A 6,148-nucleotide genomic window follows, 5' to 3' on the forward strand; every position below is an offset into this window, starting at 1 on the left:
CTGCATCGGCTTCCTTGGTTATCTTCATTCTATATGTATCATTACTCCTGCTTTCCTTATATACCACAACTATGGCAGAGTCAGAAATTGTTGTGCATTCTTCCTGATAGATAATTCCAGGTTCGAGGTGATCGATTGGATATCCATCTGGATACTCGCCACAAGATTCACAGCAGTATGTAGCTGTTGCTACATTTGTATATGTTCCTGTAGATCCATACGATGCTGGAAATGCTCTTTCTGTGGTTGCTCCCACTTCAAGGAAGATACAGGTTTCAGTTATACTAATATCTTCTCCGTCTGAATCCAAGAAATCGAACCATAGGTCCATATCTCCATCATTGTGGAATTCTACTGTGTACTCAACCTCAACATCTCTTTTAACTCTAACACTTTCTTCCCCATCGACCTTCTTGTCTATAGTCATATGACAAACCGGTTCCTCAATAGCGGTGTTAGTCAGAGTTACATCAGTCGGTCCTTCTACCAATACTTCCTGAACAGGAACCATCATCCATCCTTCATATGGTCTCTCATCTATATAGTATGTTCCTGCTGGAAGTGAATTTGGGCCATCTGGATAACCATACATAACATTCGATTCAACTACAATAGAACTCTCTGTAAGTGATACATCTGAGAAAATCCTATAGTCAAATGCCATATCAGTAACTGCTGTTCCTTCTGTAAACTCCTTATACACGTATACATCAAAGTATTCGATTTCCTTGTCGTTTACAAAAGTCAGTTCACCATGCCTGCTTTCTGCATCGATGGTTACTGAACCGGTTGTAACAATACCTTCATATCCTTCCGGTACTATTTCCTCGAATTCATATGTCCCAAATGCTATACCTTCCATTACATAATCTTTCACTTCGCTTACAACAAAAGGATCAATTTCGGCTGAAAGTTTTAGTTGTCCAGCTTCTTCAATCTTGCCAATACCTGTCATCATGAATGGGAATTCTGTTTCGTCATCTTCAACATTTCTTACATCCTTTTTAATGGTTATGCTACCCAGCGGACATTCCTTAATGTTGACAAACTCTACTTCCCCTTCAGGATTCCTCAGATCAATCATAACCGATCCTGTTGTTACCTGACCAATGTATCCAGGTGCTACAATCTCTTCAAAATAGTAAGTATCAAATGGCAAATCATTATATACGAACGGTTTCACTTCGCTTACTATTGGTGGTAATGCTGTAACCGATTCCTTCGCAAATGGAACTCTTGATATGTTAAACTGGAATCCTGTTTCATCATCAGGCACATTCAGTACATCCTTCAATACTGTTATTTTTCCTCTACGCTCTTCATTGACAAATTTAACGGCAGTTGGTGTACTGCTATCAATTTTTATGCTTGCTGAAGTTGTAATACCTATATATGCTTCCGGTACCATTTCTTCCAAATAATAGGATCCATATGGAAGTTCGATTTCAACACAATTTTTTTCACCTTCCATTACGGCGCCACTTGTAACAAGCATATCTTTTTGCCATACTTCAAAATCAAACAAGGTCTGGTCTTCAACAACATTCGTTACATCCTTACAAATTGTTACTGTTCCCGTTTTCAACCTGTTCTCGAATACAACCTTGCCATCTGGAGTATTAGCATCAATCATAACCTTGCCTTCTATTACTATGCCTTCGTAATCCTCTGGAATGTTGATTTCTCTAAAGTAGTATGTTCCGTATGGCATCTTCTCGAAAACATATGGAACTACTTCACTTGTAAAGAACAGTGGTGTACCATTAAGCTTCTCAACTTCACCTGCTATCGGTAAAATCTCTGGTGGTGGAATATATCCTTCCATAACGAACTGGAATTTTGTATCGTCTTTTTCTACATTCGTTACGTTCTTGATTATGGTTATGCTTCCCATATCCGGACATTCCTTGCAATTGACAAATGTAAACTTGCCACGAGGATTATTTTCATTGATTATAACCGTACCGGTTGTTACTGATCCTGTATATCCATCCGATACTTTCTCCTCGAAATAGTATTCACCATATGGCAGGTCTTCAATTACTACACATGCTTCTTCGCTTACAGCACCTTCTGTTGACACTTCTCCTTTCATAAAGAAGTTAAAAAGTGTAGGATCAACATCTTCGCCACACACTTCCTTGCATACGGTTATTGAACCTGTTGGTGGTGGTGGCGTACGGTATCTGTTGATAAATGTCACAATGCCTCCATTTGAAGTTACAATTGCTGACATTGTCACATTATCTGGAGTAAATTTACCATATTTTGTTTCAGTTACTACATAGTCTCCACAATAAAGATCGACATGTCCCGAATTGATAGCACTGGCTGTTACTTTTTTGCCATCAACTTCAAACTCAAATATTTCCTGATTCCTTGGATCCAAATCTCCGTCAATATATACTTTCTTGATGATTTCAAGATCAAACAACTTCGGTGTATTTGTTATGTCTACAATAGTAGTTTGATTACAACGCAAACTAGGCTCAAGTAATTTGAACTCAGTATTTTTCTGACCTTCACTAACCTTATAATCAACCTTGAAACAATCTGGTACTCTTTCAACAACTCTATATGCAAAGTCACCGTCAAGTGCACTAAATGTAGTTGAGTCTCCATGCTTCAACATAACAGGCGAACCTACTAATGGTTTCCATTCACCCCTTATATATACGGACACATCAATCATGAATTCCACATCATGAAAATCTCTGGACTCTACTGTCTTGGTAATCTTAAGGTCTCCGCGATAAGTACAAGCTTCTGCATTTGCCGGCATGAAAATATTAGCCAGAAGAATTAAAGCTATTACCAACATTAATACTTTATGCTGTCTCATTATGTACCTCCTTGAATTTTATTTGTCCCCACTTTCCTATCTTGCAGCACATCACTGCACCAACAAAAATAAAACTCAAACTAAATAATATATTCAATGTCTATTACTAAGTGTAGCCAAATTCAATTAATAATGTCCACACTAATTCTCCATTCATAGCTATTCCTCCTCACATTAATTATTTGAACAGAATAATATTTACTTCGTAAATAGTGATTCCCCTAAATATTGGATAAAAAAAACCGCAACGTAAAAACGTAACGGTTGAACGATCATAGTATTTGATTATTATGTAAAAAAACTGCTATGAAAAATAATCATAGCAGTTGAACGGTCCTAGTAATGAATACCTTAGACTTCAAACTTTGCGTCCCTATCTTTCGACAGGTTTGCCCATAAATAGAGTTTATCTACTTACTTCAATTATACCCCTAAATGAATACGTTTAAAAGAGTATTTGTATATATTTTTAATAAAAAACAAAATTTGAGTTTATTTATTTTATCCGATTTAACAACCCTTTTTGAGATCTTTAAACATAAAATCACCATTAAGTTTTTAATGAATTTTTCGCCATATATGGTATCGTTCCAAAATAACAATACCGTATATTGAGTATTTACAAATATTTTCTTTTCCCTCCCTGATTTCCAATAAAAAAACTTATATGTTTTTTGAATAAAAAGGAAATATTTGAGTATATATGTAATGTAAACAAAGTTAATAAGAGTTGAATAACTTTTCAACGATAAAGGTAAACCTGTCGAAAGGCAGGGGCACAAAGCCAAAGGGCCTAACCACGAAAGTGAATGGCAGCCGCGCTCCCGAAAGGAAAGATTTTTTATGTTTAAAAAAATTCTGTCATTCATTTTAGTGTTAACAATGCTCTTTACAACGGTTGCTTTAGCAGTCGAAACTACTACAGAAACAATTGCTGAATATCAGCATACTTCAAAGCTAAACGAAGTTATCGTACTTGATAATTTAACATCTAAAGGATCAATAGGATTTAGTCTGGCAAATTTTGACGATACTGCAAAACTCAAACTAATAATAAAAAAAGACGGAAAGCAATATTTATATGACCTTACTGCAGACGGACAAGCATGTTACTTCCCTCTTCAGATGGGAAACGGTGAATACACAGTTGGAATTCTTGAGAAAGTTGAAGGAAAAAGCTACAAATATATTAAGAAGATGACTATCGAAGCTGAAATGGAAAACGACCTTGATGTTTATCTTAATCCAATGCAGTATAATGATTGGACAAACAATGAAGAATTTACTACACTTATAGACAGTATTACTGAAAATGCTACGACCACTGAAGAAATCACAAACAGTATATATGATTATATGATAGAACATTTCTCATACGATTATGATAAGGCTGCAAGCATACAGTCTGGATATATTCCAAGCATTTCACTTCTTACCAATGAGAAGAATGGCATATGCTATGACTATTCGGCAATATTCACTGCAGCACTTAGATACAAGGGAATACCTTCCAAACTTATAAAGGGATACACAACATATGTCGGTTCATACCATGCATGGAATCAGGTTTATCTCAATAACCAGTGGGTTACAGTTGATTTAACTGTAGATGCATACTACAACAACTACAACATGTTATACAATTTTGCAAAAGAAACAGAAAAATACACTGAAAAATACGTATATTAATCTAATATTAAACCAACAAAAAATGCCCGACAAATCGTCGAGCATTTTTAATGCTCAATTCTTTTACTAAATTCTTAATAGTAGTATGAATCAATCGACTCATAATTAGATCCATATGACTCCATATTCTACTAATTAGTTTTATCCACATTTTCCACATATGCTACCAAATAATCCACAACAAGTCCATAGCTTTTAGTACCTTCCGACTGTCCTGTAGATTTCAGAAACCTATCATTGTTCTTTTCTCCTATTTCAGAAGCAACTCCCTTGTAGTCCTGCCAATATTCGTAATTGTTTTTCAAAATAGCCACCAGACTGTCGGAATATAACTCCCTTATTTCAGAGTATCTCCCACTGTCTTCCTTATATATAGCATTAGTAACATAAATTAGTCCTGCAATATAACCGGAGTATTCAAAATAATAATCTCCACTTTCCACACAACTAATGAAGGCAAGATAATTCGCTTCCTTCTCCCCTGCATATCCCCGTTGATGTGCTATTTCGTGGCTTGCAACAAAGGGTATCTTGTATTCAGGTATATCTATATTAAGATTGGATTCACTGGTAAAAGGATTATATATACCAGTGTAGTTAAGCTGACTCATTATTTTTGAAAAAAACATTGCTTTTGGCTTGCTGTAAAAACCTTCAGCCAGATATTCAGAACCAGAAGCCATTTCATTGAAATAAATTCTGCTATTTTTCCTGATTGCATCCAAGTCTCCTTTGTATATTGGAAGATTGTTGTTATCAAATTCAAGGTATTTTTCAACTTCCTCGATTCTGTTCAAAAGATAAATAACAGTCTCTTCAAGTTCATTAATTGATATTTCTTCTATTTCATAATCGAAATTGGACTCAAGAGGCATACGATAGTTGTTTACTCCCCACAGTGACCAGAATAGCATATATCCTACTGATAAAGTCAGTAAAAGCAAGCTTGCTTCATCTAAAAGCTTGTTTCTAGAAGGATTGCTCAAGAAAGCTCCTAATTTCAATACAAAGACTATCAGTGCAATCAGTATAATCAATTCTCCACTTGATACATCAATCAATCCAAATATACTACTTAGAAGTAGAGACACTTTTGGATAAATAATTCTTGAATAATATTTCTCAACTGCCTCACTGTTATGTTTGGAAACTATATTGACAATATATGTTATAATTAAGATGGTAATCGATAATAAAACTCTTTTGGTAATCTTTTTCATTAAGACTCCTTTAAGATTTGTCTGTTACTATTATATAATACTACAAATTACCGAAAAAATTAATATTTAATTAAATAAAGCTCTCAAATATTGAATTATGTGGTGAAAACTGATATAGTATGTTAACGAAAAATGGAGATGATAATATGTTGTGTTCGGAATGTAATAAAAACGTAGCCGTTATTTATATAAATAAAATGATTGATGGCAAAATGAAGACTGAAGGTCTTTGCATACCATGTGCCAAAAAAAGAGGTCTGGCTCCTATGGACCAAATTCTTCAGCAAAGCGGTATGAATCCTGAAGATTTTGAAAATATCAATGAACAGCTTCAGGAAGTCATGGGAGACATTGATATGAATCAGCTCAACGAAATGGTTGAAAATATTGAAGATGG

At 34.9% G+C, this 6,148-nt stretch carries 3 protein-coding genes, 1 pseudogene and 2 riboswitches; of the genes and pseudogenes, 2 read left to right on the top strand and 2 right to left on the bottom strand.

Translation table 11 applies throughout. From position 1 onward, the window contains the following. Positions 1-2,842, bottom strand: a 2,842-nt coding sequence (locus AC3AX0_RS05605) for an MSCRAMM family protein (RefSeq protein WP_487549325.1), incomplete at its 3' end; no start/stop codon positions are given. A 318-nt stretch (positions 2,843-3,160) separates the two neighbouring features. Further along, positions 3,161-3,246: riboswitch (cyclic di-GMP riboswitch) on the bottom strand. Positions 3,247-3,585: 339 nt separating this feature from the next. Then, positions 3,586-3,671: riboswitch (cyclic di-GMP riboswitch) on the top strand. Between the two features lie 14 nt (positions 3,672-3,685). On the opposite strand from AC3AX0_RS05605, the gene AC3AX0_RS05610 reads away from it, so the two are divergent. Further along, positions 3,686-4,531, top strand: coding sequence for a transglutaminase-like domain-containing protein (locus AC3AX0_RS05610; protein ID WP_487549326.1), 846 nt, complete (start codon positions 3,686-3,688; stop codon positions 4,529-4,531). 131 nt (positions 4,532-4,662) lie between these two features. Here the strand turns inward: AC3AX0_RS05610 and AC3AX0_RS05615 are convergent, their stop codons facing one another. Beyond that, positions 4,663-5,751, bottom strand: a complete 1,089-nt coding sequence (locus tag AC3AX0_RS05615; protein ID WP_487549327.1) for a DUF3810 domain-containing protein — start codon at positions 5,749-5,751, stop codon at positions 4,663-4,665. 146 nt (positions 5,752-5,897) lie between these two features. On the opposite strand from AC3AX0_RS05615, the pseudogene AC3AX0_RS05620 reads away from it, so the two are divergent. Then, positions 5,898-6,148, top strand: a pseudogene (locus AC3AX0_RS05620) (ATP-dependent Clp protease ATP-binding subunit); the annotation flags it as partial.

The organism is Dethiosulfatibacter sp. (assembly GCF_983023055.1).

Bases quoted from the DNA above. Each gene is read 5' to 3' on its own strand.
- AC3AX0_RS05610 (WP_487549326.1), top strand. From the start codon at position 3,686: ATGTTTAAAAAAATTCTGTCATTCATTTTAGTGTTAACAATGCTCTTT.
- AC3AX0_RS05615 (WP_487549327.1), bottom strand. From the start codon at position 5,751: ATGAAAAAGATTACCAAAAGAGTTTTATTATCGATTACCATCTTAATT.